At 72.0% G+C, this 24,763-nt stretch carries 32 protein-coding genes and 1 pseudogene; 12 read left to right on the top strand and 21 right to left on the bottom strand.

Going from position 1 to position 24,763, the window contains the following annotated elements; genetic code table 11:
• Positions 1-173 precede the first annotated feature (173 nt).
• Positions 174-1,967, top strand: coding sequence for a thiamine pyrophosphate-requiring protein (locus tag A4E84_RS33510; protein WP_062930128.1), 1,794 nt, complete (start codon positions 174-176; stop codon positions 1,965-1,967).
• On the opposite strand, the gene A4E84_RS41515 is transcribed toward A4E84_RS33510, so the two are convergent.
• Positions 1,921-2,100 carry a hypothetical protein gene (locus A4E84_RS41515; RefSeq protein ID WP_079129215.1) on the bottom strand — a complete coding sequence of 60 codons (180 nt, stop codon included), beginning with the start codon at positions 2,098-2,100 and terminating at the stop codon, positions 1,921-1,923. The two genes, A4E84_RS33510 and A4E84_RS41515, sit on opposite strands and share 47 nt — an antisense overlap.
• A 159-nt stretch (positions 2,101-2,259) precedes the next feature.
• On the opposite strand from A4E84_RS41515, the gene A4E84_RS33505 reads away from it, so the two are divergent.
• The 3 genes from A4E84_RS33505 (at position 2,260) to A4E84_RS33495 (ending at position 3,803) form a co-directional block, all read left to right on the top strand.
• On the top strand, positions 2,260-2,661 hold the full coding sequence (locus A4E84_RS33505) for a DUF2795 domain-containing protein (RefSeq protein WP_062931709.1): 402 nt from the start codon (positions 2,260-2,262) through the stop codon (positions 2,659-2,661).
• Positions 2,662-2,733: 72 nt separating this feature from the next.
• Positions 2,734-3,165, top strand: coding sequence for a CBS domain-containing protein (locus A4E84_RS33500; protein WP_062930127.1), 432 nt, complete (start codon positions 2,734-2,736; stop codon positions 3,163-3,165).
• Between the two features lie 95 nt (positions 3,166-3,260).
• Entirely contained in the window at positions 3,261-3,803 is a 543-nt protein-coding gene (locus A4E84_RS33495; RefSeq protein WP_062930126.1) for a type 1 glutamine amidotransferase domain-containing protein, read from the top strand.
• Positions 3,804-3,868: 65 nt separating this feature from the next.
• Here A4E84_RS33495 and A4E84_RS33490 read toward each other — a convergent pair whose 3' ends face one another.
• On the bottom strand, positions 3,869-4,126 hold the full coding sequence (locus tag A4E84_RS33490) for a DUF6158 family protein (RefSeq protein WP_062931708.1): 258 nt from the start codon (positions 4,124-4,126) through the stop codon (positions 3,869-3,871).
• Positions 4,127-4,220: 94 nt separating this feature from the next.
• Here A4E84_RS33490 and A4E84_RS33485 point away from each other — a divergent pair, with 94 nt between their 5' ends.
• On the top strand, positions 4,221-5,321 hold the full coding sequence (locus A4E84_RS33485) for a baeRF2 domain-containing protein (protein WP_062930125.1): 1,101 nt from the start codon (positions 4,221-4,223) through the stop codon (positions 5,319-5,321).
• 87 nt (positions 5,322-5,408) lie between these two features.
• Positions 5,409-5,558 (top strand): annotated as a pseudogene (locus A4E84_RS45955) (baeRF2 domain-containing protein); the annotation flags it as partial.
• A gap of 106 nt (positions 5,559-5,664) precedes the next feature.
• Here A4E84_RS45955 and A4E84_RS33480 read toward each other — a convergent pair.
• The 3 genes from A4E84_RS33480 to A4E84_RS44895 form a co-directional block, all read right to left on the bottom strand.
• Positions 5,665-7,284 (bottom strand): ATP-binding cassette domain-containing protein, encoded by a 1,620-nt coding sequence (locus A4E84_RS33480; RefSeq protein WP_062930124.1) that lies wholly within the window; start codon positions 7,282-7,284, stop codon positions 5,665-5,667.
• A gap of 63 nt (positions 7,285-7,347) precedes the next feature.
• The gene (locus tag A4E84_RS33475; protein ID WP_062930123.1) at positions 7,348-7,890 is read right to left on the bottom strand and encodes an MOSC domain-containing protein; all 543 of its coding nucleotides are present in this window, start codon (positions 7,888-7,890) and stop codon (positions 7,348-7,350) included.
• Between the two features lie 159 nt (positions 7,891-8,049).
• Positions 8,050-8,463 carry a diacylglycerol kinase family protein gene (locus A4E84_RS44895; RefSeq protein WP_335340846.1) on the bottom strand — a complete coding sequence of 138 codons (414 nt, stop codon included), beginning with the start codon at positions 8,461-8,463 and terminating at the stop codon, positions 8,050-8,052.
• On the opposite strand from A4E84_RS44895, the gene A4E84_RS44890 reads away from it, so the two are divergent.
• From A4E84_RS44890 to A4E84_RS33460, 3 genes are all read left to right on the top strand, one after another.
• Positions 8,372-9,151 (top strand): phosphatase PAP2 family protein, encoded by a 780-nt coding sequence (locus tag A4E84_RS44890; protein ID WP_237305036.1) that lies wholly within the window; start codon positions 8,372-8,374, stop codon positions 9,149-9,151. The two genes, A4E84_RS44895 and A4E84_RS44890, sit on opposite strands and share 92 nt — an antisense overlap.
• 100 nt (positions 9,152-9,251) lie before the next feature.
• The gene (locus tag A4E84_RS33465) at positions 9,252-10,073 is read left to right on the top strand and encodes a class I SAM-dependent methyltransferase (RefSeq protein WP_062930121.1); all 822 of its coding nucleotides are present in this window, start codon (positions 9,252-9,254) and stop codon (positions 10,071-10,073) included.
• 42 nt (positions 10,074-10,115) lie between these two features.
• Entirely contained in the window at positions 10,116-10,286 is a 171-nt protein-coding gene (locus A4E84_RS33460; RefSeq protein ID WP_062930120.1) for a hypothetical protein, read from the top strand.
• A 55-nt stretch (positions 10,287-10,341) separates the two neighbouring features.
• Here A4E84_RS33460 and A4E84_RS33455 read toward each other — a convergent pair whose 3' ends face one another.
• The 13 genes from A4E84_RS33455 to A4E84_RS33395 all read right to left on the bottom strand — a co-directional run bounded on the left by A4E84_RS33455 (position 10,342) and on the right by A4E84_RS33395 (position 20,635).
• Complete coding sequence (locus tag A4E84_RS33455) at positions 10,342-10,605, bottom strand: gas vesicle protein K (protein WP_030843810.1); 264 nt, start codon at positions 10,603-10,605, stop codon at positions 10,342-10,344.
• A 35-nt stretch (positions 10,606-10,640) separates the two neighbouring features.
• Positions 10,641-10,829: a gas vesicle protein gene (locus A4E84_RS33450; RefSeq protein ID WP_003994122.1), complete on the bottom strand. Its 189-nt coding sequence runs from the start codon at positions 10,827-10,829 to the stop codon at positions 10,641-10,643.
• Positions 10,830-10,845: 16 nt separating this feature from the next.
• On the bottom strand, positions 10,846-11,601 hold the full coding sequence (locus A4E84_RS33445) for a GvpL/GvpF family gas vesicle protein (protein ID WP_062930119.1): 756 nt from the start codon (positions 11,599-11,601) through the stop codon (positions 10,846-10,848).
• Positions 11,598-11,936: a gas vesicle protein gene (locus tag A4E84_RS33440; protein ID WP_031108661.1), complete on the bottom strand. Its 339-nt coding sequence runs from the start codon at positions 11,934-11,936 to the stop codon at positions 11,598-11,600. Before A4E84_RS33440 ends, A4E84_RS33445 begins: the two co-directional genes overlap by 4 nt.
• Positions 11,933-13,060: an SRPBCC family protein gene (locus tag A4E84_RS33435; protein ID WP_062930118.1), complete on the bottom strand. Its 1,128-nt coding sequence runs from the start codon at positions 13,058-13,060 to the stop codon at positions 11,933-11,935. Before A4E84_RS33435 ends, A4E84_RS33440 begins: the two co-directional genes overlap by 4 nt.
• Complete coding sequence (locus A4E84_RS43100) at positions 13,057-13,842, bottom strand: hypothetical protein (protein WP_062930117.1); 786 nt, start codon at positions 13,840-13,842, stop codon at positions 13,057-13,059. Before A4E84_RS43100 ends, A4E84_RS33435 begins: the two co-directional genes overlap by 4 nt.
• Positions 13,839-14,102, bottom strand: a complete 264-nt coding sequence (locus A4E84_RS33425) for a gas vesicle protein GvpG (RefSeq protein ID WP_030843825.1) — start codon at positions 14,100-14,102, stop codon at positions 13,839-13,841. Before A4E84_RS33425 ends, A4E84_RS43100 begins: the two co-directional genes overlap by 4 nt.
• Before the next feature lie 4 nt (positions 14,103-14,106).
• Entirely contained in the window at positions 14,107-14,880 is a 774-nt protein-coding gene (locus A4E84_RS33420) for a GvpL/GvpF family gas vesicle protein (protein WP_062930116.1), read from the bottom strand.
• Positions 14,877-15,311, bottom strand: coding sequence for a gas vesicle structural protein GvpA (locus tag A4E84_RS33415; protein WP_062930115.1), 435 nt, complete (start codon positions 15,309-15,311; stop codon positions 14,877-14,879). The genes A4E84_RS33420 and A4E84_RS33415 overlap by 4 nt, the downstream gene beginning before the upstream one ends.
• A 46-nt stretch (positions 15,312-15,357) precedes the next feature.
• On the bottom strand, positions 15,358-15,726 hold the full coding sequence (locus A4E84_RS33410) for a gas vesicle protein GvpO (protein ID WP_079129422.1): 369 nt from the start codon (positions 15,724-15,726) through the stop codon (positions 15,358-15,360).
• Positions 15,727-15,819: 93 nt separating this feature from the next.
• A complete protein-coding gene (gene ligD, locus A4E84_RS33405) occupies positions 15,820-16,779 on the bottom strand; it encodes a non-homologous end-joining DNA ligase (RefSeq protein WP_062930114.1) in 960 nt (319 codons plus the stop codon).
• A complete protein-coding gene (locus A4E84_RS33400; RefSeq protein ID WP_062930113.1) occupies positions 16,776-18,623 on the bottom strand; it encodes a transketolase in 1,848 nt (615 codons plus the stop codon). The genes ligD and A4E84_RS33400 overlap by 4 nt, the downstream gene beginning before the upstream one ends.
• The gene (locus A4E84_RS33395) at positions 18,620-20,635 is read right to left on the bottom strand and encodes an NAD(P)/FAD-dependent oxidoreductase (protein WP_062930112.1); all 2,016 of its coding nucleotides are present in this window, start codon (positions 20,633-20,635) and stop codon (positions 18,620-18,622) included. Before A4E84_RS33395 ends, A4E84_RS33400 begins: the two co-directional genes overlap by 4 nt.
• 172 nt (positions 20,636-20,807) lie before the next feature.
• On the opposite strand from A4E84_RS33395, the gene A4E84_RS33390 reads away from it, so the two are divergent.
• Together A4E84_RS33390 and A4E84_RS33385 are read left to right on the top strand one after the other, a co-directional pair.
• Entirely contained in the window at positions 20,808-21,770 is a 963-nt protein-coding gene (locus A4E84_RS33390) for an LLM class F420-dependent oxidoreductase (RefSeq protein ID WP_062930111.1), read from the top strand.
• A gap of 99 nt (positions 21,771-21,869) precedes the next feature.
• On the top strand, positions 21,870-22,205 hold the full coding sequence (locus tag A4E84_RS33385) for a GatB/YqeY domain-containing protein (RefSeq protein WP_062931707.1): 336 nt from the start codon (positions 21,870-21,872) through the stop codon (positions 22,203-22,205).
• A gap of 50 nt (positions 22,206-22,255) precedes the next feature.
• On the opposite strand, the gene A4E84_RS33380 is transcribed toward A4E84_RS33385, so the two are convergent.
• Together A4E84_RS33380 and A4E84_RS33375 are read right to left on the bottom strand one after the other, a co-directional pair.
• Positions 22,256-23,287, bottom strand: a complete 1,032-nt coding sequence (locus tag A4E84_RS33380) for an SDR family oxidoreductase (protein ID WP_062930110.1) — start codon at positions 23,285-23,287, stop codon at positions 22,256-22,258.
• 6 nt (positions 23,288-23,293) lie between these two features.
• Positions 23,294-23,773 (bottom strand): phage holin family protein, encoded by a 480-nt coding sequence (locus tag A4E84_RS33375; protein ID WP_062930109.1) that lies wholly within the window; start codon positions 23,771-23,773, stop codon positions 23,294-23,296.
• A gap of 48 nt (positions 23,774-23,821) precedes the next feature.
• Here A4E84_RS33375 and A4E84_RS33370 point away from each other — a divergent pair, with 48 nt between their 5' ends.
• Complete coding sequence (locus tag A4E84_RS33370; protein WP_062930108.1) at positions 23,822-24,169, top strand: VOC family protein; 348 nt, start codon at positions 23,822-23,824, stop codon at positions 24,167-24,169.
• Between the two features lie 16 nt (positions 24,170-24,185).
• On the opposite strand, the gene A4E84_RS33365 is transcribed toward A4E84_RS33370, so the two are convergent.
• Positions 24,186-24,746, bottom strand: a complete 561-nt coding sequence (locus tag A4E84_RS33365; RefSeq protein ID WP_062930107.1) for a GNAT family N-acetyltransferase — start codon at positions 24,744-24,746, stop codon at positions 24,186-24,188.
• Between the last annotated feature and the right edge of the window lie 17 nt (positions 24,747-24,763).

Raw genomic sequence — 24,763 nt, 5'->3', positions numbered from 1 at the left:
GGACAGGGCCTCGGTGGCGGCACGCGACGCCGCTCCCACGGGCGTGCCTCCTGTCCGAAGCACTGAGGGGCGCCTGCCCCCGGCCCCCTCCCGCAAACCCGGAGAGGTTTTCCGCGGTCGCGCAGGGTGACTCGTACTGCCGGCTCTGTCCCCCTAGGTCCGGGAGGTCGTACATGAGCACCAAGGTCGCCGACCATGTTCTGCGGAGGCTGCGCGAATGGGGTGTGGAGCAGGTCTTCGGCTATCCGGGCGACGGCATCAACGGCCTGCTCGCCGCGTGGGGCAGGGCCGAGAACGAGCCGCGGTTCGTGCAGTCGCGGCACGAGGAGATGTCGGCGTTCCAGGCTGTGGGCTACGCCAAGTTCAGCGGCCGTCTCGGGGTGTGCGCAGCGACGTCGGGGCCGGGCGCGATCCATCTGCTGAACGGCCTGTACGACGCGAAGCTGGACCATGTGCCGGTGCTGGCGATCGTCGGCCAGACGCACCGCACCGCGATGGGCGGCTCGTACCAGCAGGAAGTCGATCTGCACACGCTGTACAAGGACGTCGCCTCCGATTTCGTGGAGACGGTGACGGTGCCCGAGCAGCTGCCGAACGTACTGGACCGGGCGATCCGCACCGCGTACGCGCGCCGCTGCCCGACCGCGGTCATCATCCCCGGCGACGTGCAGGAGCTCGACTACGCGCCGCCTACGCACGAGTTCAAGATGGTGCCCTCCAGCCTGGACCACGGCTCGTGGACGGCGGTGCCCTCCGACGACTCGGTGCGGCGGGCCGCCGAGATCCTCAACTCCGGTGACAAGGTGGCGATCCTGGTGGGCCAGGGCGCGGCCGGCGCGCGGGCCGAGGTGGAGCGGATCGCCGAGCTGCTCGGCGCGGGCGTCGCCAAGGCGCTGCTCGGCAAGGACGTCCTCAGCGACGAACTGCCGTACGTCACCGGCTCGATCGGTCTGCTGGGGACGCGCCCGTCGTACGAGCTGATGCGGGACTGCGACACACTGCTGACCATCGGCTCGTCGTTCCCGTACTCCCAGTTCCTGCCGGAGTTCGACCAGGCGCGGGGGATCCAGATCGACATCGATCCGCACATGGTCGGGATGCGTTACCCGTACGAGGTGAACCTGGTCGGTGACGCGAAGGCCACCCTGGAGCGGCTGATCCCGCTGATCGAGGAGGGGCGCGGGCGTGAGTGGTACGACACCGTGTGCGACAACGTCACGCGCTGGCGTGACGTCATGGAGCGCCGGGCGGGGCTCGACGCCGACCCGATCAACCCGGAGTACGTGGCCCGCGCGCTGGACCCGCTGCTGCCGGACAACGCGATCGTCGCCTCGGACTCGGGCTCCGCGGCCAACTGGTACGCGCGGCACCTGACCATGAGGCCGGGCATGCGGGGCTCGCTCTCCGGCACGCTGGCGACGATGGGCTGCGGGGTGCCGTATGTGATCGGCGCGAAGTTCGCGCACCCGGACCGGCCGGCGATCGCACTGGTGGGTGACGGAGCGATGCAGATGAACGGGATGGCGGAGCTGATCACGGCGGCCAAGTACCGGCATCTGTGGGAGGACCCGCGGCTGGTGATCGCGGTGTTCAACAACCAGGACCTGAATCAGGTCACATGGGAGCTGCGGGCGATGGGGGGCGCGCCGTCGTTCCTGCCGTCGCAGGAGCTTCCGGACGTGCAGTACGCCGCGTTCGCCCGTTCCCTGGGGCTGACCGGCATCCGGGTGGAGAAGCCGGAGGACGTCGAGGCGGCCTGGCGGGCCGCGCTGGAGGCGGACGGCCCCGCGGTGGTGGAGTTCCTGACCGATCCTGCTGTCCCACCGATCCCGCCGCACGCCACCTGGGAGCAGATGGAGGCGACCGCCGCATCGGTCCTGAAGGGCGATGCGGACCGGGGATCGATGGTCAAGCGGGGCTTCAAGGCGAAGGTGCAGGAGTTCCTGCCGGGGCGGGAGAAGAAGTAGCGGCGGCGGGGGGCACTCCGGCCGGTTCGCGCCGGCCGGCGTCCTCCTGCGGCAGCAGCAACTCCTCGTAACGCCCCAGCACCAGCACCACTCCGAGCATGAGCAGCGGGATGAGCACAGCGAGCATCGCCATGACGTGTCCTTCCCCAGAGAGGTGTGGGGGGTGTGATCCGGGTCTCCCGCAGAACATGGCGCAAACCAGTGCGGACGGTGGCGATCGGGTGCACGGAACCTGTGTCGCCGTCCGGTGTACGGGTACGCGGTGCGGGCCCCCGAACGTCTGGAGGGAGACATGCAGCGAGGCAGCGACCGGCTGAGCGTCCACCGGGACGACGAGATGAAGCACGAACTGCAGGGTCTGCTCAGGTCAGGGCACCCCACGCGCAGTGAGGAGTGGCACGACCCGGAGCCGGCCGCCGAGGACGACCCCGAGGTCGCCCACGGGCCGGTGACGCCGAGCCGTGCGCCGACGTCCCTGGAGTCGGTCCGGCTGGAACTGGCCCGGATCCTGGGCCGCAGGGCGTTCCCCGCGAACGCGCGCGACCTGGCCCGCGAGCTGCGCGGCCACCAGGCGCCCGACGCCTTGGTCGAGGCCCTGGAGGGGCTGCCGCGCCAGGAGCGCTACGGCAATGTCCAGGAGCTGGCCCAGGCCCTGATCCGGGCCCGTGAGACCGGGCCGGAGGAGTACGCGTAGGGACCGCGGCGGGGGCGCCGCGGGCTGCCGCGGCGCCCCCGCCGGCCTGGGAACGGAGGGAAGGCTTCCGTGATGGCCGAGTACGTCAAGGACGTGATGACAGCGGGTGTGGTCGCGGTGCGCCCGGACGCCTCGCTCGTCGAGGCGGCGCAGCTGATGCGTACGCAGAACATCGGCGACGTGGTGGTGGCCGAAGGCCAGGACGTGATCGGTGTGCTCACCGACCGTGACATCACGGTACGGGCCGTCGCCGAGGGAATCGACCCGATGACGGTCAGCGCGCGGATCGCGTGCACCCCGAATCCGGTGACGGTGACGCCGGACGACCGCGTGGCGACGGCGGTGACGCTGATGCGCGAGCACGCGGTGCGCCGGCTGCCGGTGGTGGAGAACGGGCTGCCGGTGGGGATCGTGAGCCTCGGCGACGTGGCCGAGGCCGAGGACCCCGCGTCGGCACTGGCCGACATCAGCCGCGCCGAGCCCGATGCCCGGGGCGGTGGGTGAACACAGACGAACACGGACCGGACGGACCGGTTGCGGTGGCCGGCGTGCACGCCGGCCACCGGAACGAAGAAGAGCGGGAAAGGACGTAGAACATCATGCGTATCGCGTTTCTGGTCGCGCCCGAGGGCGTCGAGCAGGTCGAGCTGACCGATCCCTGGCAGGCCGCGAAGGACGCGGGTCACGAGCCCGTGCTGGTGTCGACACAGCAGGGCGAGATCCAGGCCTTCAACCACCTCGACAAGGCGGACACGTTCCCCGTGGACGAGGTCGTTGGTGATGCCTCGCCGGACTCCTTCGGTGCTCTCGTGCTGCCGGGCGGCGTCGCCAATCCGGACTTCCTTCGGATGGACGACAAGGCCGTGGCGTTCGTCCGGGACTTCTTCGAGCACGGCCGGCCGGTGGCGGCGATCTGTCACGCGCCGTGGACGCTGGTCGAGGCGGACGTCGTGCGCGGCCGGGAGCTCACGTCCTGGCCGAGCCTGCAGACGGACATCCGCAACGCGGGCGGCACCTGGGTCGACAAGCAGGTCAAGGTCTGTGACCACGGGGCGAACAAGCTGGTCACCAGCCGCAAGCCGGACGATCTGAAGGCATTCTGCGAGGCCTTCCTGGAAGTCTTCGCGCAGGAGGCCGCCTGACGGCCCGGCGGCGGCGCTGAGCGTTCCGCGCGCCGCTCCGTTCCGGTCGTGTCCTCCGAGGGGGCTCAGGTGCCGGGGTCCACGGGAGTCTCCGACTCCCCGCTCCCCCGCTCCCGGGCCCCTTCGCGTGTGCGGCCCGCGGCCACCGGGCGGCGCGGGTTGCGGCGCAGGTACTCACCCTCCAACTGCGCCATGCGCTCGTTGTGGGCGTGCAACGCGTCGTTCGAGCCGTAGAGCAGCGCGTCGTGGCGCGTGCGGTGGATGGTCTCCAGCTCTTTCATGAGCTGCTGGTCGTCCAGCCGGTCAGGATCCACTCCGGTCATCGTGTCGCCCCGCTCGTCGTGTTCGTCTCTGCGGTCCGGGTACCCGCCCCCGGAGCAACTGAGCACTGCCCCCGAGCGGCATCCGGGAGGAACCATGGATCTCGCCTTTCTGCACCCACTGTACGAACACCCCGGGCCTTGGGCCTCCGTGTACGTCGACACCTCTCGGCACACGGAGGGCACTCCCCACGAGCGGGAGCTGACGGCCCAGGCGATGGCCGGTGCGCTGGCCGAGCAGGGAGCGGACGAGGCGACGTGCCAGGCCGTGCGGGGCGCGATCGAGGATCTGCGGCACTCCTCCGAGCCCCACGGCCGGGCCCTGTTCGCCCGCGCCGGCGAAGTCGTTCTCGACCCGCCGCTGGTCCGTCCCCCGCAGGGCGGCGACTGGGCCGAATGGGCGCCGCTGCCGCGGGTCGCGCCCCTGCTGGAGCTGGCCGGCGAGGACCCGGTGTGCGTAGTGGCGTACGTCGACCGCAAGGGCGCGGACTTCGAGCTGCGCAACGCGCTGCGCCGGGAGGACGCCGGGAGCGTCACCGGGCGGCAGTGGCCCGTGCACCGGACGAGCTCCGCGGACTGGTCCGAGCGGCATTTCCAGCTGCGGGTGGAGAACACCTGGGAGCACAACGCCGCGGAGATCGCCGACGCGCTCGCCGTGTGCCAGGAGGAGACCAAGGCCGACCTGCTGATTCTCGTCGGCGACGACCGGGAGCGGCGGTCCGTGCACGAGCGGCTGCCCAAGCGGCTGCACGCTCTGGTGGTCGAGGCACCGCACGGCACCGGCAGCCGGCTGCTCGACGAGGACGTGGAGCGGGCCCGGGCCGAGCATGTGGCGCGGCAGGCCGAGGCGGAGCTGGAGCGGTTCCGCGCCGCCCGGAACCCTGACGACGAGGGCCGGACCGGGGCCGCCGAGGGTGTGCCCGCGCTGGTCGAGGCGGCGCGGGAGCACCGCATCGACGAGCTGCTGATCAGGGTGGACGGGCCCGACGCGCACCGCGAGGTGTGGATCGGGGAGGACCCCGACCAGCTCGCGGTGCGCCGCACGGACCTGAAGGTCCTGGGTGAGCAGCACTCGTGGCCGGCTCGGGCGGACGACGCGCTGATCCGTTCCGCGGTGGCCACGGACGCGCCCGCGCTGTCGGTGTCCGAGCGGGAGGTACCCGTCGGAGGCCTCGGAGCGCTGCTGCGCTGGAAGTGACCGGGGTACTGCGCCCAGCCGTCGCGCGCGCCCGCACGCCTCGCGCGTGCGGGCGCGCGTTGGCTGATCGCGCAGTTCCCCGCGCCCCTGAGGGGCGCAGCCCACCAGCACTCGTGGCCGGCCCGGGCGGACGACGCGCTGATCCGTTCCGCGGTGGCCACGGACGCGCCCGCGCTGTCGGTGTCCGAGCGGGAGGTACCCGTCGGAGGCCTCGGAGCGCTGCTGCGCTGGAAGTGACCGGGGTTGCTGTGCGCCCGGCCTCCGTAGCAGTGCTTCACACCTCGCGTGTGCGGCCACGTCGTGGCTGGTCGCGCAGTTCCCCGCGCCCCTGAGGGGGCGCCCCCTAGCGGGCCCGTTCCACCCTGCGTTCGTCCCAGACCGGGTCCGGGGTCTCCCGGACCCGGCCGTCGCTGCCGAAGACCAGGAAGCGGTCGAAGGAGCGGGCGAACCAGCGGTCGTGGGTGACCGCGAGGACCGTGCCGTCGAAGGCCTCCAGGCCTTCCTGGAGGGCCTCGGCGGACTCCAGGTCGAGGTTGTCTGTCGGCTCGTCCAGCAGCAGCGCCGTCACGCCCTGGAGCTCCAGCAGGAGGATCTGGAAGCGGGCCTGCTGGCCCCCGGAGAGACGCTCGAACGTCTGCTCCGCCTGCTGGGTGAGCTCGTAGCGGCGCAGCCGCGAGGACGCGGCGCCGCGGTCCTGGGCGTGCTCCTTCCACAGGATGTCCAGGAGCGTACGGCCCTCCAGCTCCGGGTGCGCGTGCGTCTGCGCGAAGTGGCCTGGCACCACCCGGGCGCCCAGTTTCCAGTCGCCCGTGTGCGCCACGTCGTCGCCGGCGAGCAGACGCAGGAAGTGGGACTTGCCCGAGCCGTTGGAGCCGAGGACGGCGACGCGCTCGCCGTAGAAGACCTCCAGGTCGAAGGGCTTCATCAGGCCGGTGAGCTCCAGGTTCGCGCAGGTGACGGCCCGGACGCCGGTGCGGCCGCCCTTGATCCGCATCCTGATGTCCTGCTCGCGCGGCGGCTCCGGGGGCGGTCCGGCCTCCTCGAACTTGCGCAGGCGGGTCTGCGCGGCCGCGTAACGGGAGGCCATCTCATGGCTGACGGCCGCGGCCTGACGCAGATTCAGCACGAGCTTCTTCAGCTGGGCGTGCTTCTCGTCCCACCGCCTGCGCAGCTCCTCGAAGCGGGCGAAGCGCTCGCGCCGGGCGTCGTGGAAGGTGGCGAAACCGCCGCCGTGCACCCAGGCGTCGGCACCGGCGGGGCCGGGCTCCAGGGAGATGATGCGCTGGGCGGCGCGGGCGAGGAGTTCGCGGTCGTGGGAGACGAAGAGAACCGTCTTGCGGGTCTCCTTCAGCCGTTCCTCCAGCCACCGCTTGCCGGGGACGTCGAGGTAGTTGTCGGGCTCGTCCAGGAGGAGCACCTCGTCGGTGCCGCGCAGCAGCGCCTCCAGGACGAGCCGTTTCTGCTCGCCGCCGGAGAGGGTGCGGACCTCCCGGAACTGCGCCTTGTCGTACGGCACGCCGAGCGCTGCCATGGTGCACATGTCCCACAGCGTCTCGGCCTCGTAGCCGCGCGCCTCGGCCCAGTCGGCGAGGGCCTGGGCGTACGTCAGCTGGGCCGCCTCGTCGTCGACGGTCATGATGGCGTGCTCGGCCTCGTCGACGGCCTTCGCGGCCTCGCGGATGCGGGGCGTCGCCACGGACACGAGCAGGTCCCGTACGGTCGTCTCGTCGCGTACGGACCCGACGAACTGCCGCATGACCCCGAGCCCGCCACCGACGACCACGGACCCGCCGTGCGGCTTGAGCTCACCGGCGAGCATCCGTAGCAAGGTGGTCTTCCCGGCGCCGTTGGGCCCCACGAGGGCCACCACGGCCCCCTCCCCCACCCGGAACGAGACATCGCCCAGCAGCGCCCTTCCGTCGGGCAGGTAGTACTCCAGGTGCGCGGCTTCGAGGTGTCCCATGGGCGCGATTGTGTGGGGGCGCGGGGGCCGGGGGCAAACGGGTTTCGGGTGGCGCGGTGCCGGTCAGACCTTTTCCAGCGGCCGGTGCGGTCCGCTGGGGAGCTCCGCCTCGATCGTGTCGCCGGGGCGGACCACGCCCCCTTCCCGCACCACGCTCATGATCCCGGCCTTGCGCACGAGGGTGCCCGCCTCGTCCCGTCCGACGACCTGCTTGAGCAGCCCGTCCTGGAAGAGGTCGATCTGCAGGCAGGGGTTGCGCAGCCCGGTGACCTCCAGGACCGCGCTGTCGCCGATGCGCAGCAGGGTGCCCGTCGGCAGTGCGAGCAGGTCGATGCCCCGGGTGGTGATGTTCTCGCCGAGTTCGCCGGGCGCCACCTCGAAACCCTCCTCGCCGACCTCGGCGAAGAGCTCCTCGTGCATGAGGTGGACCTGGCGCAGGTTCGGCTGGGTGGGGTCCTGCGCGACGCGCGAGCGGTGCTTGACCGTCACGCCGGCGTGCACGTCCCCCTCGACACCGAGGCCGGTGAGCAGCGTGATGCTGTCCCGGTTCGGCTTGGTGAACGAGTACTCCCCGTTGCTGCTGACCGCCGACACGTGGCCGCTCATCGATCGGTTCCCCCTGTCTCGGTGATGATGATCAGCCATGAGCCTGCCCCGGGGCCGTCGGTGTGTCCACCCCCTCCGGGTACCCGCACGGCATGACGCCCCACGATCCGGACCTCACCGTCCCGAAGCGCGGGCACCGTCCCCTGCTCGACCGAGCCCTCACACTGGACCGCCGCCTGTTCGAGGCCGCCGCAGGCCGGCACCGGCCGGGGGCGGACCCCGTCCTGCCCGGCTGGGCCGCGACGCGAACCCACGGCGCGCTCTGGTTCGCGGCCGCCGCCCTCGCCGTGAGCCGGACGCCCCGCGGCCTGGCCTCCCCGGGCATCGCCTCCCTCGCCGTCGGTGCCCTCGGCAGGCGCTCGGTCCGCCGCCCCCGGCCGGTGCCGCACTCGGTCCCGCCGCCACGCGCACGGCGTCGCCCTGACGCAGCGCCCGGGCCAGGTCGCGCACGTCCTCCACGCTCAGGTCACAGGCGAAGTGGTTGAACGTGCGGCCGGGCAGCACCGCCAGGGGCAGGCCGCTGCGCAGGGCCACGCGGGCGGCGGTGTTCACCGTGCCGTCGCCGCCGCACACGCCCAGCACCCGGGCACGGCCGGCCGCCTCCTCCAGCCGCACGGACACCTCCCCGGGGGCGCACTCGACGACCTCGGCGCCCGGGAGGGCGTCCGCGCAGGGCACGGGCCCGGTCGGCGGTGCCCGAGGCGCTGTTCGCGACGAGGACGAGCCCTTCGCCCCGCAGCAGCGCCGGGGCGTCGGCCTGCGGGCGGGCGGCGGGGTGACCTGGCCGCGCGCTGGCACCAGGCCCCGTACGGCGAACGCGGCGCCCGCCACCGGCGTCGCGCTGGAGTCCCAGGCGTGGGGTGCGGTCGTCGCCCCGGTGGCCGCGTCGGTGGCCCTGTCCCGCGTGTACACCGGCGTCCATCACCCGAGCGATGTCCTGGCGGGCGCGGGCCCTGGGCGCGGAGCCGGTGCGCGAGCGGGAGCGCTGGGCGCACCGGATCGGCGGCCGGCCGGAGTGCTCGCGGCGCTGCGCGTGCTGCGGACCGGTCGGTATCCACCGGAGGCCGAGTCCCAGGGCCGTACGCGCCCCGTGTGGCTGCTGTTCGCCGGGAACGGCACCTGCCACCGCGTGGGGCAGGCCTCCGGGCGCCGGCGGGACCTCGCGGACGGGCAGCTCGACGTGCGGGTCGTGCACGGTGGCCGCCGGCCCGCCGCGCGGCTGCCGGCCGCCGCCCTCGCGGGCTCCCTCGCCGGTCACTGACGCTCCGTCAGTCCATATTGCAGGATACGTGTCTCAATATGCGGGTGGCTTGCGTACGGTGATCTCCTGCCGTCCCGAATCGGAAGGGGTGGGATCCGCCATGCCGGAACCCCGCGAGACCGCCGTCTACACCCACGGGCACCACGAATCCGTGCTGCGCTCGCACACCTGGCGCACCGCCGCCAACTCGGCGGCGTACCTGCTGCCTTCGCTCAAGCCCCACATGAAGATCCTGGACATCGGCTGCGGGCCCGGCACGATCACCGCCGACCTGGCCGGGCTCGTGCCCGACGGGCAGGTCACCGGCGTCGACCGGGTGCCGGAGATCCTGGAGCAGGCACGCGCCACGGCGGCCGGGCGGGGGCTGGCCAACGTCGACTTCGCGGTCGCCGACGTGCACGCCCTGGACTACCCGGACGACACGTTCTGCGTGGTCCACGCGCACCAGGTGCTCCAGCACGTGGGCGACCCGGTGCGGGCACTGCGCGAGATGAAGCGGGTCGTCAGGCCCGGCGGGATCGTCGCCGTACGGGACGCGGACTACGAGGCCATGACCTGGTATCCCGCCTCCGAGGGGCTCGACGCCTGGCTGGACCTCTACCGCCGGGTCGCACGGGCCAACGGCGGTGAGCCGGACGCCGGGCGCCGGCTGAAGTCCTGGGCGCTGCGGGCCGGGCTGACGGACATCACGGCGAGCTCGGGCACCTGGACCTACGCCGCACCGCAGGAGCGGGCCTGGTGGAGCGGCCTGTGGGCCGACCGCACCCTGGCCTCGACGTACGCGGACCGGGCCGTCGAGGGCGGGCACACCGACGTGGCGGGGCTGCGCCGCGCGGCCGCGGCCTGGCGGGAGTGGGGAATGCGGGAGGACGGGTGGTTCAGCGTGCTGCACGGAGAAATTCTCTGTCGCAAGGAAGTCTGAAACACAGTTTCCGGGACACCCTGAAAGCAGGAGGTTCGAATTATGGTTCCCATCCTGCTGGTGCTGCTTCTGGCTTTGGTTCTGTTCGGCGCCGGATTCGCAGTGAAGATTCTCTGGTGGATCGCTCTCGCGGTCCTCGTCGTGTGGCTGCTGGGCTTCTTCGTCCGCGGCACGTCGGCAGCCGGCGGCAGGGGCCGTTGGTACAGGTGGTAGGACGCACATGTTCCCCGGGCCTGGGTAAGGGCCCGGGGAAACGCGTGTGCGTCGGTCAGTCCCGCGGAAGCAGCGGTCCGAGCGGCCCGAGGTCCAGATTCAGGTCCTCGGGCCGCAGTCCGTAGCGGTCGCGCAGTTCCGTCATCCGCTCGTCGAGCAGCATGAGCGTGAGCCCGATCCGCTCCTCCTGCTCCTCGCTCAGGTCCCCCACGTCGAACCGGCGCAGCGCCTGGCGCTCCATGAGCTGGCGCAGCAGTTCCACCACCGTGAGCACGAGTTTGACCAAGTCGCGCTCGACCGTGTCGGGCTCCAGATCCATCCGGTTGGAGCGCGGCCGGGGGTTCTCGCGGGCGGTCACAGCAACTCCTCGAACGGCGAGGGCACCTGGGCGTTCACCGAGCTGATGAGCGCGTTGAGGTCGATACGGACGAGGTCGACGTCGGCGATGCGCAGTGTGATGTCCCCCGTGATCACGACGCCGCCGGCGAGCAGCCGGTCGAGCAGGTCCACGAGGGCGACCTCACGGCGTTCCACTACGGTCACGGATTCTCCCGGTCGGTCATGTGGTCTCCCCGGCGAACGAATAGGCCGCCCAGGGGCCGGTGAGTTCGATGCGCATTCCCGGCACCTCACCCTTCGTGCGGTCCACGAGCTCCACGAATTCCTCGGAAATGGCGCGCGGAACGAGGTAAGCGGCGTTCAGCACGTTCCGCCCGGTCGCCTTGGAGAGCGCGGGATTCTGCGGGGGATGCATGCGGGAGTCCTCCGCGAATGCGGAAAGCTCCTCGTGCAGTCGGGTCGAGAATGCCTCGGCCTTCTGCCACATCTCCTCGTGGGACCTGGTCTGCATGCGCCGCTGCCGCAGGTAGTCCCGGCCCGACGCGGCCTTCTGAGCGGGCCGGGCGCTCTCCTGCGGTTCGGACTCGGCGTACACCTTGACGCCCCACTCGACCCGGCCCTCCAGCCGCTCGAGGGTGCGCCGGAAGTCCTCCTCGCGCGCCTCCATCATCGTCCGTACGCCACTGTCGTCGTGGAAGACGGTGCCGAGCCGCAGCGGCAGCGGGGTCGTGACGGTGGTGAGCGCGTCGATCACGCCCTGGTGGGCGCGGGCGGTCTCGGTGAGCCAGTCCAGGTCCTCCAGATGGCGCCGGAGCGGCTCCTCGGCGAAGTCCCGCTCCGGCACGTGGCTCACCACGGCCACCAGGCCGTGGTGAGTCAGCGCTCTGGGCGGATCACCCGCCACTCCCGTCAACTGGGACTGGAGCGGGGTGCCGAAGGGGCGGCAGACGGCGTAGACGTACCGCAGTCCGGTCACGGTGCCTCCTTCTTCTCCGCGCGGCCGGGCTCCAGTTCCTCCAGCCGGGCCAGCCTCTCGCGCAACTCGGCGTTCTCACGGGTCAGTTCGTCACGGCGGGCCCGTGAGCTCAGGGCCGGGTCGGTCTCCCACCAGTCGATGCCCATCTCCTTCGCCTTGTCGACCGAGGCGACGATCAAACGCAGTTTGATCGTGAGGAGTTCGATGTCGAGCAGGTTGATCCGGATGTCGCCCGCGATGACGATGCCCTTGTCCAGGACCCGTTCAAGGATGTCGGCGAGGTTGGCACCGCTTCCCTGACCGTAGGGCTCGGGCATCCTGCTGGGCGTCGTCATCGCCGGCTCCCTGCCTCGACTTCCTCATCCTCGTCCTCGGCCTCCTCGTCCTCGTACTCGCCCTCGGGCTCTTCCTCCTCGCCCTCGGCCTCCTCGTCGTACTCGGCTTCGGAGTCGTCCTCGTACTCGCCTTCGGGCTCCTCCTCGCCCTCCTCTTCCGGCTCCTCCTCGTCGTACTCGTCCTCGGCCTCCTCGCCCTCGGGGCGCTCCTCCTCGGACTCCTCCTCGGACTCCTGCTCGGACTCCTCCTCGGCAACCGCGTCGTCGTGACTTCGGACGACCTCGCCGTCCCGGATCTCACCGCGCCAGCCGTCCTCCGCCTCGCCCTTGATCGTGATGAAGCGGACGAAGTTCTTGAGGTCGAGCCGGGCCCGGCGGCCCTGGGCGCGCCAGATGTTGCCGGTCTTCTCGAAGAAGCCGGAGGGGTAGTACTCGATGACCAGCAGGACGCGGGTCAGGCTGTCGGTGAGTTCGTGGAAGGAGACGACGCCCTTCGTGGTGCCCTTGGCGCCCTCGGAGGTCCACGCGATGCGGTCGTCGGGGACCTGCTCGGTGGTCTTGGCCTTCCAGCTGCGATTGGACCACCAGATCTTCGCCTGCCAGTCGGAGTGGGTGTCGTCGTCGCGGCTCGCGCTCTTGACGCCCTTGGCGAAGGTGCTGAAATCCTGGTACTTCGTCCACTGGTCGTACGCGGTGCGCAGCGGCACGCCGACGTCGATGTGCTCGATGATGACGGTGGGCTTGTTGCCGGAACGGCCCTTGCCCTTCTTGCCCTTGCCGCCGCCCAGGCCCTTGAAGGCGCCCGTGACCTTGTCCTTGAGGCGCGAGCCGCCCATCTCCAGTGCGGAGCGCAACGGTCCCTTGCCCTCGGCTACCTTGCGGCCGCCTTCGAGGGCGAGCTTGGCGAAGCCGGGGCTGTTGCCCTCGGCGATGTCGTTCAGCTTTCCGGTGGTCTCGCCGAGCTTGTTGCCCACGCCGGTCAGCATGCGCGTGGCCTGAGCGGCGAGGTACTCCTGCAGTTCGGCCTTCAGCCGGTCGGCGGCCTCGCTGTGCGCCAGGTCTGTGAGCGGGTTCTTCGTCGCTCCGTTGGCGGCGGACTTCGCCGAGCCGAGTGTGTCACTCATCCCTCACCGCCTCCCTTCTGCAGCCGGGACCGGGCGCCGCCGCCCCGGCTTCCGGAGGTCGCCTTCTTGGCAGGCGTGGTCTTCTTCGCCGCCGCCTTGCGGCCCGCCGTCTTCTTCGCGGGAGCCTTCTTCGCGGCGGCCTTCTTGGCAGGGGCCTTCTTGGCGGGAGCCTTCTTGGCGGGGGCCTTCTTCGCCGCCTTCTTCGCCGGCGCCTTCTTGGCGGGAGCCTTCTTCGCCTCGGGCTCCTCTTCCTCTTCCTCTTCCTCTTCCTCCTCGGCTCCGGAGTCCTCGGGCTCCTCGTCCTCCTCGGGCTCCTCTTCCTCCTCGGCTCCGGCGTCCTCGGGCTCCTCTTCCTCCTCGGGCTCCTCTTCCTCCTCGGCTCCGGAGTCCTCGGGCTCCTCGGGCTCCTCGGGCTCCTCTTCCTCGTACTCGGCGTCCTCGGCCTCGTCGTCCTGGCCGGGCACCACGCCCGACAGCTGGTCGCGCACCTTGGCGGTCCGGCCGTGCAGCCGGTCGGCGAGGGCGTCGATCTGCCGCTCGACCATGGCACCTGAAGCGGCCTTGCCGACACCGCGCAGATCCTGCCGCAGCTGGTCGCCGATCTCCTTGAACTGCGGGTTGTTCCGCAGCTGTTGCTGGAGCAGATCCGCGACCATGCGCGGGCTCAGGTTCAGCTTCTTCCCGGCGACCAGGCCGCCGACGGCCATCGCCATCTTCAGCTTCTTGGTCCGCCCCAGGAGATATCCGGCCCCTATGGCGAGACCCAGTCCCGTTCGGTTCATGGTGTTGTCCCGTTGCCTGTTCCCGCGCTCCCGCGCGAAGCGATCTCCAACCGGTCGAGGAGCTCGTCCTCAAGACGGTCGAACTCCTCCTCCGTGATCTCTCCGGCCTCCATCTGCTCCTCAAGGCGAGCCAGTTCGGCCCGGATCGTGGCAGGGTCGTAGTAGATCCGCTCGGCCTCCTGCACCACCTGCTTGATGGCCCAGGCGCTGCCGCGTACCGGTGCGAACGGCAGCAGCAGCACCTCAGAGATCAGGCCCACGTCGTCACCCCGCTCCGGTGTCCGTTCCGCTCGCCACGGTGCCCGCGGGCTCGGCCGGACCGGGCTCGACGAAGCTGTACGGCGGGAGCGGACCGTTGACCCGCACCTCCAGGTGCGGCATGTCCTTGCGGACCTGCTCGACCGCGGCGAGGAACGACTCGGCCGCATCCCGGTCGACCAGGAACGACACGTTGGCCAGCCAGCCGGTGGACTCCGGGCCCACGCTCACGTCGTCGGCGGCCGACTCCAAGGCGCGATGCACGGCGGCGCCGTCGTCGGCCTCCTTGGCCTTGACCGCGGCGGCGACCATCTCGCCGAGCCGGATCTTGTCGTCGTAACTGCCTCCGCCCGCCTGCCGGTTGGCCTCCGCGAGGCTCCGGATGTCGGGGCTCTCGGCCATCACCTGATGCAGGACGGCCTCTTCGACGTGGTTGGCTTTGACGTTGTACTCGACCCGGTTGTCCAGGGCCCGCAGCCGCTCCTTGTAGTGCTCGGCACGCTCGGCGAGCACCCCGGTGATGGAGGTGTCGTCCGGGGCGACGCTGCCGAACCGCATGGGCAGCACGCAGCCGGCCGCACCCGCCTCGCTGAGCACGTTCTGGTGGGCGAGCAGCTCCTTGCGCTTGGGCCGCAGCCCGTCGGGCGCCTCGCTGACGACGGCCGCCAGGTCACCCTCACGCAGGATGCGCACCGGGCGGGGCGGGTCGCCGACACCGCTCATGCCCTCGGGGAGGCCGGGGTGCGAGCTCGAGGCGATGCCGTAGACGTAAGTGCTCACTCCTGCTCCTCCTTACGGCGGGTCGACGTGCTCTTGCGGGCTCGCGGGCGCGACTCGGTCTCACGCTCGGAGCCTTCGGTCCGCGCCTGCTTGAAGGCGTCGGAAATGGTCTCGGCGGCGCCGGACAGCGCCCCCTTGGACTTGCCGCGAGCGCCGGACTCGGTCATCTCCCCGACCAGGTCGGGCAGGCCCGGGTCCTTGCGGGGCCCGGCCTCCAGGTCGAGCCGGTTGCACGCCTCGGCGAAGCGCAGATAGGTGTCGACGCTGGCGACGACGACGCGTACGTCGATCTTGAGGATCTCGATGCCGACCAGGGAGACGCGCACGAACGCATCGATGACGAGCCCCCTGTCCAGGACGAGCTCAAGCACGTCGTAGAGACCGCTGCTGCCGCCTCCGCCGCCGGACTGCTGTGCCGGTACGACTGTCATGCCGGGTGTTCCTCCTCGTGTGTGGGTACGGGTGGGGTCAGACTGCCTAGCGGCCGCCCCTGCGCGCGTCGGACCGACCGCGTTCGTAGCGGCGGACGCGCCGGTAACCCGTGAGCTGCCCCTCTGCGTCGAGCTCCACCTGGTAGCTCGCCATCAGGCTCATCGTGTCGGGCACGCGCTCGAGTTCGAGGACCTCGACCTCCAGCGCCCAGCCCTCCTCCGTCTGCTCGAAGGACGACACGGACTCGGCTTCCATGCCGGTGAGCTCCGCGAGCTGGCCGCGCGCCTGGCGCAGCACCTCCATCGGGCTCGGCCGGCTCTTGGCCGACTGGTTGTCGTTCGTCTTGCTCGTGCTCCGGGAGTTCCGGGACTCCTGTGAATCCTGTGACTCTTGCGTGTTTTTTGTGTTCGACATGGCCACCTCCCCCTCCGTGTGGCCGCAAGCGTGTTCGCCAAACCTCTACAGGCGCATGCATCTGCCATCCGTCCGGCCGACGGCGGGGGTGCCTCAGCCGCGCAGGGCGTTCAGCCGCCGCCGGGCCGGTCCCAGCGCCCGGCCCCGGTTCAGCAGGCCTGACCAGGGGTCCGTCCGGGCCTGCTCGACGGCGTCGGCAAGGGTCCAGCGGCGGGCGTGCAGCTCCGGGTCGTCCAGCTGGTCCCAGGTGACGGGGACCGCCACCGGCGCGCCCGGGCGGGGCCGGACCGTGTAGGGCGCGACGGCGGTCTGGGCGTAGGCGTTGCGCTGGATGTCGAGGTAGAGCCGCTCGCCGCGCTCCTTCTTGCGGGCGGCGGTGGTGAGCCGGTCGGGGTGGGCGTCGGCGAGGGTGTCGGCGACGTCCCGGGCGAAGGCGCGCACCTCGTCGAAGTCGTGCCGGCCGTTCAGCGGCACGATCACGTGCAGCCCGCGTGAGCCGGTGGTCATCAGCGCGGAGGGCAGGTCGAGCTCGTCGAGCAGCTCCCCGAGCTGGCGGGCGGCCTCACGCACGGCCTCGAAGTCGTCCCTGGGGGTCCCCCCAGGCCCTTCAGGCACTGGGGGAGGGTCGAGGTCGAACACCAGCCGGTCGGGGTGGTCGACGCTGTCGGCGCGGGACAGCCAGCGGTGCAGGGTGATGCTCGCCTGGTCGGCCAGGTAGAGGAGGGTCGCGGTGTCGTCGCACACGGTGTGACGGACGGTGCCGCCCTCCTTGGCCACCTCGACACGCGGGATCCACTCCGGGTAGTGGTCCGGAGTGTTCTTCTGCATGAACGTCGGGCCGTCGATGCCGTCGGGGTGCCGCTCCAGCATCAGCGGCCGGCCGCGCAGGTGCGGCAGCATGAAGGGCGCGACAGCCCGGTAGTAGTCCACCAGGTCGGCCTTGGTGTACTCCTTGGCGTCGCCGCCGCCGGGGAAGAGCACCTTGTCCGGCCGGTGCACCTCCACCGTGCGGCGGCCCGCCCGCACCCTGCGCGTGCCGTCGCCACCGCTCACCGCACGACCGCCTCCTCGACCAGCAGCCGTCCGGCCGCCGCGATGGACTCCGCGTCGATGCCCGAGGCGCGCAGCTGCTCTTCCGGGGACGCCGAGCCCGGCATCGTCCGGACGCCGAGCCGGACCAGGCGCGGTACGGGGCGCCCGTCGGTGAAGGCGTCCAGGACCGCGTCCCCGATGCCGCCCTCGGGGTGGTGGTCCTCCACGGTCACCAGGCAGCCGGTCTCCTCGGCGGCCCGGCGCAGGGTGGCCCGGTCGACGGGCTTCACGGAGTACAGGTCGATCACCCGCACCGCGATGCCCTCCTGCTCCAGGGCCTCGGCGGCGGCCAGCGCCTCGTGCACGGTGACGCCGGCCGCGACGAGGGTCAGCCGGTCCTGGCCGGAGGAGCGCAGCACCTTGCTGCCGCCGACGGGGAACTCCTCGTCGGGGCCGTAGATCACCGGGCTCTCGCCGCGCGAGGTGCGCAGGTAGCGGACGCCTTCCAGGCCGGCCATCGCGCCGACCAGCCGTGCGGTCTGGTTGGCGTCGCACGGGTACAGCACGGTCGAGCCGTGCACCGCCCGCATCATCGCCAGGTCCTCAAGACCCATCTGGCTGGGCCCGTCCTGGCCGATGGCGACGCCGGCGTGCGAGCCGACGAGGTTGATGCCGGAGCCGCTGATCGACGCCATCCTGATGAAATCGTACGCGCGGGTCAGGAACGCCGCGAAGGTGGCGGCGTACGGCACCCAGCCGCGGGACGCGAGCCCGACCGCCGAGGCGACGAGCTGCTGCTCGGCGATGTAGCACTCGAAGTAGCGGTCGGGGTGCTCCTTGGCGAAGAACTCGGCGCGGGTGGAGTCCCCCACCTCGCCGTCCAGGGCGACGATGTCGCCGCGGCCGGTACCGAGGGCGGTGAGCGCCTCACCGAAGGCGTTGCGGGTGGCGACCTCCTCGCCCTTGTCCCACCTCGGGAGTTCGAAGTTCCCGGTGTGGACGGAGTGCAGCATGCGGGCGGCGGGCGGCTCCTGCACCCGGACGCGGAGGTCGCGGGGGCCGCCGAGTGCGGCGATGGCCTCCTCGGCCTCCGGCAGCGGCTTGCCGTGCAGGCCTTCGCGGTCCTGGACCGCCTCGACGCCTTTGCCCTTGAGGGTGCGGGCGAGGATCGCGGTGGGCTGGCCCTTGGTGGACGCGGCCTCGCCGTAGGCGCGGTCGACGGCGTCCACGTCGTGGCCGTCGACCTCGATGGTGTGCCAGTCGAAGGCCTGGAAGCGGCGGGCGTAGGCGTCCAGGTCGTGGCCGTGCCGGGTGGGGCCGCGCTGGCCGAGCCGGTTGACGTCGACGATCACCGTGAGGTTGTCCAGGTGCTCGTACCCGGCGTGCTCGGCGGCCTCCCACACGGATCCCTCGGCCAGCTCGCTGTCGCCGCAGAGCACCCAGGTGCGGTAGCCGGTGCGGTCGAGCCGCTTGCCGGCCAGCGCGATGCCGACCCCGACGGGCAGTCCCTGCCCGAGCGAGCCGGTGGCCGTCTCGACCCACGGCAGGCGCTGCGGGGTGGGGTGCCCTTCGAGGCGGCTGCCGAGCTTGCGGAAGGTGAGCAGCTCTTCGTCGGCGATGGCGCCGGCCGCCTTGTACGCGGAGTACAGCAGGGGGGAGGCGTGGCCCTTGGAGAGGACGAAGCGGTCGTTGCCGGGGTGGGCGGGGCGGTCGAAGTCGTAGCGGAGGTGGTGTGCGAACAGGACGGCCATCAGGTCGGCGGCGGACATCGAGGACGTCGGGTGCCCGGAGCCCGCCGCCGCGGCGGCGCGGACACTGTCCACCCGCAGCTGCTGTCCGAGGTCGGTGAGTTCACCGGTGTTCATGAGTCTCCTTTCGCGGAGTCGTCCGGGGCGTCGGTTCGTTTGACGGGGCCGGGGGCGGGGTGGTCCGGGCCGGGCGGACGGGGCGGGGGCGTGGGGGCAGGCTGATTCTTGGCCGGCTCACCACCGGGCTGCTTCTTCGCCGGCTCACCACCGGGCTGGTTCTTCGCGGGCTCACCACCCGGCTGATTCTTCGCCGGCTCACCACCCGGCTGATTCTTCGCCGGCTCACCACCCGGCTGGTTCTTCGCCGGCTCACCACCCGGCTGATTCTTCGCCGGCTCACCACCCGGCTGATTCTTCGCCGGCTCACCACCCGGCTGATTCTTCGCCGGCTCACCACCCGGCTGATTCTTCGCCGGCTCACCACCCGGCTGATTCTTCGCCGGCTCACCGGCAGTCGCCGCAGCCGTCGCAGTCGCCGCAGCCGCAGCCGCAGCCGGACGGCCCTTCGCCGTCTCCGACTCCGACCGCAACTGACCGTGACCGGAGCCCGGCGGGCCCGCAAGCGGGCGGCCCTTCGCCGTTTCGGGCTCGGATCGCGGCTGCGCGGCCCCGGATCCGGGTCGTACCTGCGTCGTCCCGGATCCGGGCTGCCCCTTCGCGGGCTCATCGGGGGGTCCGGCCCGGCCGGGCCCACCCCCGTCGTCCGTGTCGGCCGCCAGCGCCGCCCCGGGCCCTGACCTGGCGTCCGCCCGCCGCTGTGGCCCGCCCGCCACGCGGGCCACCTCGGGCGACGACGTATCCAGCGGCACCGACCAGGACCGTACGAGCCCCAACTGCACGGCCTGGCGCGGCAGCACCGCGTCCAGCAGCCAGTCGGCTGCGACCCGGACCCGGTTCCCGGGCATGGCGGCGAGGTGGTAGCCCCGCGTCACCGCACCCGCCGGTACGCCGGACAAGGTCACGCCGAGCGGGTTGGCGGCGGCCTTCGCCCCGCCCAGGTCGACGACGAAGCCGAGGTCGCGGTGGCGGTAGGGCTTGCGCGCACCGCCGAGGCCGAGCGACGCGGCGACGTTCTCCGCCGCGATCTTGCCGTGCCGCCAGGCGTGCTGCGCGGTCATCGACGTATAGCTCCCGGGCTTCTCCAGATCGGGTACGGCCGCCACGTCACCGCAGGCGAACAGCTCCGGCCGGCCCGGCACCTGAAGGTGCGGGTCGACGAGCAGCCGCCCCTTCTCCATCGGCAGCCCGAGGGACTCGACCAGCGGGTCGGGACGTACGCCCACGCACCACACCAGCGTCCGGGTCTCGACGAACTCGCCGTCGGTCAGCACGACCCCGTCGTGCGTGGCCTCCTTCACGGAGGTCCCCATCCGCACGTCGACGCCCCGCTGCCGCAGTACCCGGTCGGCGGTGGCGGAGAGCTTCTCGTCCATCTCGGGCAGTACGCGCGGCGCCACGTCCAGCAGCATCCAGCGCGGCCGCATGCCCTGCCGCAGCGGGTGCTTGCGGACTTGCGCGTCGGTGAACATCTGCCCGTGCGCGGCGACCTCCGTGCCCGTGTACCCGGCGCCGACCACCACGAAGGTGCAGCGCGCGGCGCACGCCTTCGGGTCGTCGGCGGAAGCCGCGAGCTCCACCTGCCGGGTCACGTGATCGCGCAGGTACAGCGCCTCGGGCAGCCCCCGGAAGCCGTGCGCGTGCTCGGCGACCCCGGGGATGGGCAGGAGCTTGTTGACGCTGCCCGCGGCCAGCACCAGCCGGTCGTAGGAGAGCGAGCCCTCCTCGCCCTCGGGGCCGGTGTAGTGCAGGGTGCCGTCGTCGAGGTCGATCCGGTCGGCCTCCCCCAGCACCAGCCGCACCTCCGGCAGCGAGTCCGAGAGGGAGACCGTGACCCGGCGCGGCTCCAGGATGCCGGCGGCGACCTGGGGCAGCAGGGGCAGGTACAGGAAGTAGTCGGTCGGGTTGAGCAGGGTGATGTGGGCCCGGCCCCGGGTGAGCCGGGACAGGGTCTGGGCCGTGCGGTACCCGGCGAAGCCGGCACCGACGATCAGGATGCGGGGTCGACTCACAGTCGCTCGCCTCCGGGGCTGTCGCGTAGCTCGGGAGCCTTCCGCGTCCCCCTGGCCTGGGCACCCAAACGTCGGCCGGGCCCCACCGGCCCGTACGCCGCCGGTTTCCGGCCCCGCACCCGGGTAACCCGGTGCGGGATACGGACCGCCGACGTCGCGGAGGCACTCCCCCATGCCCGAGTACGGTTACTTCCTCTCGTGCGAGCAGTACGGACCCGCCGAACTGATAGAGCAGGCTCGGATGGCCGAGCAGGCCGGGTTCCAGGCGCTGTGGATCTCGGACCACTACCACCCCTGGAACGACGAGCAGGGCCAGAGCCCGTTCGTGTGGTCGGTCATCGGCGCGCTGTCGGAGGCGGTGTCGCTGCCGATCGAGACGGCGGTGACCTGCCCGACCGTGCGCATGCACCCGGCGGTGGTGGCGCAGGCCGCGGCGACCAGCGCGGTGATGACGAACAACCGCTTCCGGCTCGGCGTCGGCTCCGGCGAGGCGCTCAACGAACACATCCTGGGCGACCACTGGCCGCCGGCGCATGTGCGTCTGGACATGCTGGAGGAGGCCATCCAGGTGATGCGCCGCCTGTTCACCGGCGAGGAGGTCAACCACCACGGCCCGCACTACACGGTCGAGAACGCCCGCCTGTACACGGTCCCGGACGAGCCGATCCCGATCGACATCTCCGGCTTCGGTCCGGCCGCGACCCAGCTCGCCTCCCGCGTCGGCGACGGCTACATCACGGTCATGCCGGACGAGGCGATGGTGGAGCAGTACCGCAAGGGCGGAGGCGGCGGAAAGCTCGTCAGCGGCGGCACCAAAGTCTGCTACGGCACCGACAAGGACGAGGCCGTCCGGACCGTCCACCGGCTCTGGGCGAACGAGCAACTGCCGGGTGAGCTCGGCCAGGTGCTGCCCTCCCCCAAGCACTTCGAGCAGGCGCAGCAGCTCGTCACCGAGGACATGGTGCGCGCGAACCGGGTGTGCGGCGACGACGTGGACGAGCACGTGGCGGAGCTGAAGCAGTTCGCCGACGCGGGCTTCGACCGGGTCTATGTGAACCAGATCGGGCCGGACCTGCGCGGCTTCTTCGACTTCTACCGCACGAAGGTGCTGCCGCAGGTCCAGCAGGCCGCCTGACGCACGCCCCGGGAAATCCGGGGACGGCCCTGTACCGGGTCGCCTACAGTCACCGGCATGTCTGTACGTGTTCGTATGCGTGACGCCCTGCCGGAAGCGATGCGGGCCCGGGACAGGGCCGCCATGAGCGCCTTGCGCGCCACCCTGGCGGCGCTGGACAACGCCGAGGCGGTGCCCGTGGACGAGACCGCGCCGCGCGCCGCCGCTCTGGAGGCCTCACCGGCCGGTGCCGGCGCCACCGAGGCGGCCCGGCGCGAGCTCAGCGAGGAAGAGATGGTGGACGTCGTGCGGGCCGAGGCCGCCGAACGGCTGGAGGCGGCGGCGCACTTGACCGCCCCCGCACACGCGGACCGTGCCGAACGGCTGCGGGCGGAGGCGGCCGTACTGCTGCGCTTCCTCGACGGCGACGCCGAGGGCACCGCGCGGAGCGCCTAGGGGCCGGGGACCAGCTGCTGGCGCGGCCGACCAGCCGCGTGCGCGGCCGGCTAGCAGCGGGCGGGCGTGGTCAGCTTGCGGGCCGCCACGGCGGCGGCCCCCGCGGTGAGGACCGCGCCCATCCAACCGCGGTTCCGTGACAGCCACTGCTGCGGGCTGTTGCCGGTGGACTCGTCGTCGAAGCGCCCGTGCGCGCCGAAGTCCCGTCCGTGCGCGCCGTCCGCCGGTGACCACAGGTTCGCCGGGCCCTCGGGCCGGCCCTCCTCCTGCTGCGCGTCGACGTTGGTGCGGGCCAGGTAGCGCTCCAGCAGCCCGGGGGCGACCGCGTTGGCGAGGAGCGTGGCGGCCGTGGAGCCGCCCACCCAGTACTCCCGGCGCCGCGCGTGCGACGACGCGTGCACGATGGCCCGGGCCGCGACCTCCGGCTGGTAGACGGGTGCGACGGGCCGGGCCCGCCCCGGCATGCGGTTCAGCACCCAGTCGAACTGCGGGGTGTTGAGGCCCGGCAGCTGCACCATCGTCGTCCGCACCCCGCTGCGCGCGTGCAGCAGCTCGCAGCGCAGCGACTCGTTGAACCCCTGGATCGCGTGCTTGGCCCCGCAGTACGCGGACTGCAGCGGGATGCCCCGGTAGGCGAGCGCGGAGCCGACCTGCACGATGGTGCCGCGGTCGCGCGGCAGCATGTGGCGCAGGGCGGCCCGGGTGCCGAACACATAGCCCAGGTACGTCACTTCGGTCACGCGGCGGAACTCGTCCGGGTTGACTTCCGTGAACGGTGCGAACACTCCGGTGAAGGCGTTGTTGACCCAGACGTCGATGTGGCCGTAGGCGTCGACGACCTGCTGGGCCGCGTCGTCGACGGCCTTGGCGTCGGAGACGTCCACGCCGACGACGAGCGCCTCGCCGCCTGCTCGCTCCACCTCGTCCGCCGCGGCGGCGAGTCCCTCACGTCCGCGGGCGAGCAGGGCGACCTTGTCTCCGCGGGCGGCGAAGGCCCGGACCGTGGCCCGTCCGACGCCGCCACTGGCTCCGGTCACCACGACCACACGGCCGCGCTGCTGCGGGGTTCCTGCCGTGCGCACCCGGCATCACGCCCCTCGGTGGGGGACGTCCGGGGTCTCCGACGGCCGCGGGGGCACGGGGCCCGGGGCGGCCGTCCCGGCGGGCGGGGCCGGCGGCGCGGGCGGGTACGGCATGCCGCCGACCGCCCCGGCGGCGGTCTGCCGGGCACTGTCCCCGCCCCGCGCCGTGCCGGCCGCGTGGTCCGCTCCCGGGCGGGACGGCCGGGCCATGCCGCGCAACACGTAGGCCAGGGCTCCCAGGATCGCTGCGGTGATGAGTGCGGCGGCCCAGTCGGGCAGGCCGAGGGCGAGGGCCAGCCCCACGGCGAGCGCGAGGGCCGCGCCCGCGTACAGGGCGAGCGCGCCCGACGCGGCGTACAGGGCGGCCTTGCGGCGCTGCCCCCTCGCCTGCTCGCGCAGTTCGTCCCGTACGGTCTCCCGCGCCACCTGTGCCAGCTCGTCGACCAGGTGCTTGTCCAGATGCTCCAGGTGATCCAACGGCTTCATGCCCGGCCGGGTACCCTCGCCCCCCTGCGCGTAACTAGGCTTCGCCGCATGGAGATTCTGGGTGCCACACTGCGCGTCTGCGTCGACGACCTCGAGACCGCGATCCCCTTCTACGAGCGGCTGGCGGGCGGCAGAGCCCAGCGCTTCGAGCGGGGAGGTGTCCAGGTGGCGGCGATCGGCTGCTTCCTGCTGATGAGCGGCCCCCCAGCCGAACTGGAGGTGCTGCGCAAGGTCGCCGCGACCATCGCGGTGACGGATGTCGAGGAGACCCACAAGGTGCTGACGGAACTGGGGGCGCACATCGTGGCGGGCCCGATCGCCTCACCGGCGGGCCGCAACCTGATCGTCCTGCATCCGGACGGGTCGGTCTACGAGTACGTGGACCGCCAGGCGTAGAGGTCTTCGCCGGGGCTCAGTGCCGGCTCGGCGGGGTGATCATCTCGGTGGTGATCGCCCAGCGTTGGTGATCGCGCCAGGCCCCGTCGACGAAGAGCATCTTCGGCGAGAAGCCCTCCAGGCGGAACCCGCAGCGGCGGGCCAGGGCGATCGACGCGGCGTTGCCCGGCTGGACGTTGATCTCCAGCCGGTGCAGCCGCATCGGGCCGAGCGCGTACCGCACGACGAGGTCCAGCCCTTCGCGCATCAGCCCGCGCCCGGCGGCGTGCGCGAAGGCGCCGTAGCCCAGCGCCCCGGACTGGAAGCCGCCCTCGACGATGTTGTTGATGTTGATGAACCCGCCGATGGCCCCGTCGCTCTTCTCACAGACCAGGAACCCGGTCTTGGCCCGGTCCTCGATCAGGCGGCCCGCGTAGGCGGTGTAGGCCTGCGTCGTGGTGGGCGGGAAGAGCCACGGGTGGTGCAGGTCCTTGCTCTCCCGGGCGCGGGCGGTGAACTCGGCGCCGTCCTCGTAGGTGAAGTGGCGTATGCCCACCCGGGGGCCTTCGGCGAGGTGGCGGGATGCGTGGTGCGGCACCCCGCCACAGTAACCGC

The organism is Streptomyces qaidamensis (assembly GCF_001611795.1).
Taxonomy (GTDB): Bacteria; Actinomycetota; Actinomycetes; order Streptomycetales; family Streptomycetaceae; genus Streptomyces; species Streptomyces qaidamensis.
This window is presented reverse-complemented; position numbering and strand designations above follow the sequence as displayed.

Coding starts and splice junctions, on each gene's coding strand:
- A4E84_RS33415 (WP_062930115.1), bottom strand. CDS start 15,311: ATGACAGTCGTACCGGCACAGCAGTCCGGCGGCGGAGGCGGCAGCAGC.
- A4E84_RS33465 (WP_062930121.1), top strand. CDS start 9,252: ATGCCGGAACCCCGCGAGACCGCCGTCTACACCCACGGGCACCACGAA.
- A4E84_RS33480 (WP_062930124.1), bottom strand. CDS start 7,284: ATGGGACACCTCGAAGCCGCGCACCTGGAGTACTACCTGCCCGACGGA.
- A4E84_RS33510 (WP_062930128.1), top strand. CDS start 174: ATGAGCACCAAGGTCGCCGACCATGTTCTGCGGAGGCTGCGCGAATGG.
- A4E84_RS33440 (WP_031108661.1), bottom strand. CDS start 11,936: ATGACGACGCCCAGCAGGATGCCCGAGCCCTACGGTCAGGGAAGCGGT.
- A4E84_RS43100 (WP_062930117.1), bottom strand. CDS start 13,842: ATGAACCGAACGGGACTGGGTCTCGCCATAGGGGCCGGATATCTCCTG.
- A4E84_RS33505 (WP_062931709.1), top strand. CDS start 2,260: ATGCAGCGAGGCAGCGACCGGCTGAGCGTCCACCGGGACGACGAGATG.
- A4E84_RS33460 (WP_062930120.1), top strand. CDS start 10,116: ATGGTTCCCATCCTGCTGGTGCTGCTTCTGGCTTTGGTTCTGTTCGGC.
- A4E84_RS41515 (WP_079129215.1), bottom strand. CDS start 2,100: ATGGCGATGCTCGCTGTGCTCATCCCGCTGCTCATGCTCGGAGTGGTG.
- A4E84_RS33475 (WP_062930123.1), bottom strand. CDS start 7,890: ATGAGCGGCCACGTGTCGGCGGTCAGCAGCAACGGGGAGTACTCGTTC.
- A4E84_RS33385 (WP_062931707.1), top strand. CDS start 21,870: ATGCGGGCCCGGGACAGGGCCGCCATGAGCGCCTTGCGCGCCACCCTG.
- A4E84_RS33410 (WP_079129422.1), bottom strand. CDS start 15,726: ATGTCGAACACAAAAAACACGCAAGAGTCACAGGATTCACAGGAGTCC.
- A4E84_RS33370 (WP_062930108.1), top strand. CDS start 23,822: ATGGAGATTCTGGGTGCCACACTGCGCGTCTGCGTCGACGACCTCGAG.
- A4E84_RS33375 (WP_062930109.1), bottom strand. CDS start 23,773: ATGAAGCCGTTGGATCACCTGGAGCATCTGGACAAGCACCTGGTCGAC.
- A4E84_RS33495 (WP_062930126.1), top strand. CDS start 3,261: ATGCGTATCGCGTTTCTGGTCGCGCCCGAGGGCGTCGAGCAGGTCGAG.
- A4E84_RS33455 (WP_030843810.1), bottom strand. CDS start 10,605: ATGGATCTGGAGCCCGACACGGTCGAGCGCGACTTGGTCAAACTCGTG.
- A4E84_RS33485 (WP_062930125.1), top strand. CDS start 4,221: ATGGATCTCGCCTTTCTGCACCCACTGTACGAACACCCCGGGCCTTGG.
- A4E84_RS33435 (WP_062930118.1), bottom strand. CDS start 13,060: ATGAGTGACACACTCGGCTCGGCGAAGTCCGCCGCCAACGGAGCGACG.
- A4E84_RS33500 (WP_062930127.1), top strand. CDS start 2,734: ATGGCCGAGTACGTCAAGGACGTGATGACAGCGGGTGTGGTCGCGGTG.
- A4E84_RS33390 (WP_062930111.1), top strand. CDS start 20,808: ATGCCCGAGTACGGTTACTTCCTCTCGTGCGAGCAGTACGGACCCGCC.
- A4E84_RS33490 (WP_062931708.1), bottom strand. CDS start 4,126: ATGACCGGAGTGGATCCTGACCGGCTGGACGACCAGCAGCTCATGAAA.
- A4E84_RS33400 (WP_062930113.1), bottom strand. CDS start 18,623: ATGAACACCGGTGAACTCACCGACCTCGGACAGCAGCTGCGGGTGGAC.